The 1,393-nt window shown below is 59.0% G+C and carries 2 protein-coding genes; both read right to left on the minus strand.

Annotated elements, in window-relative coordinates:
• The coding region (locus ACKWCC_RS19240; protein ID WP_413997595.1) for an IS91 family transposase at positions 1-1,037 on the minus strand (1,037 nt) is incomplete at its 3' end.
• Positions 1,037-1,393: tyrosine-type recombinase/integrase (locus tag ACKWCC_RS19245; RefSeq protein WP_413997596.1), on the minus strand; the 357-nt coding region annotated here is incomplete at its 5' end. The genes ACKWCC_RS19245 and ACKWCC_RS19240, both read right to left, overlap by 1 nt.

A 1,393-nucleotide genomic window follows, 5' to 3' on the forward strand; every position in this document is an offset into this window, starting at 1 on the left:
TCTTTGCACCTAGGGCACTTTCGGTGCAATATGGGCGGTGGTTCTTGTTTGGGGGCCGGTCGGCCCATTTGGGCCATGAGCAGCGGCAGTACCATCTTCTTTTTGGCACTGCTCAAGATACCATAGTGGCGTATGCGCACAAAACCCTTGGGCAGTATGTGCAAAGCAAAGCGCCGTATGAACTCTTGATCGCTCAGGCCAAGTGTGGTCCTTGCCCCTCCTTTTCGGTAATCCTTGGCCGTAAAACCGACCCGCCCATTGGCAAGGGAGGTAATGCGGTGGTTGCTCATCGCGATCTTATGGGTATATCGCCCCAAGTATTCCACCACATGTTTCGGGCCTGCAAAAGGGCGTTTGGCATACACCACCCAATCCTTGGCGAAGAGTCCGTCATAGAACGACGGGGGCTCGTCGAACCCCTTTCTCAGGCCTTCCACAAAGCGTGCCCTGAAGACCTTGCCCATCGCCTTTACGGGGAACAGGTACTTGCCCTTGTTCTTGGCCTGTTTCCATTTTCCGTTGACCGTGGCACCGCCCCCGGGAACGATACAGTGCAGGTGCGGGTGCAGGCTCAGGTTCTGTCCCCAAGTGTGCAGTACGGACACCATACCGGTATCCGCCCCCAGGAACTTGGGGTTCTTGCCAAAGTCCCGGATCACCGACCACGCCGTTTTGAAGAGCAGGCCGTAGATTTCCCCGGGGGCGCACAGGCACAGCCGGTTCAGCGTATCGGGAAGGGTGAAGACCACATGGAAATAGGGCACGTTGAGCAGTTCCGCTTCCCTTGCCCGTACCCACTCTTCCCGTTTGTGGCCTTGGCATTTTGGGCAATGGCGGTTGCGGCAACTGTTGTAGCTCAGCTGCAAGCGCCCGCACTGCGCATTGTCGCAACGGTCGATGTGTCCGCCGAGCGCGGCGGTCCTGCATTTGCGCAGGGCGTGCAGGGTGCGCAGCTGCCAGGTGTTGGCGCAGATGCCGGCCAGCCCTTCTCTGTTGCGCTCCAGTACATCGGCCACTTGGTACAGGGGCCGTGCCATCACCGGGGACCGTAGAGCTTCTCCAACGGACTGAAAACGGAGCGTTCGCAGTGTTGTGACACGTGCAGGTACACCATGGTGGTCTGGATGTCCACGTGGCCCAGAAGATCCTTGAGGCCCATGATGTCCATCCCCATTTCCAACAGGTGCGTGGCATAGGTGTGGCGCAGGCCATGGGTGGTCACTTCTTTTGCGATGCCGCTATGTTGCCTGGCCTGTTTCACCACCCACTGTACGCCGTTGGCGGACAGCGCGACGGGCCTGCCTTCCCTATCGTTGCCATTGAAGAGCCATTGCACCGGACGCTCCGCCGCAAGATAGATCCGTATACCGCGGATGAGCAGGTCGCAAAGCGG

The organism is Maribacter aquimarinus (assembly GCF_047345505.1).
In the GTDB taxonomy this organism is placed as follows: Bacteria; Bacteroidota; Bacteroidia; order Flavobacteriales; family Flavobacteriaceae; genus Maribacter.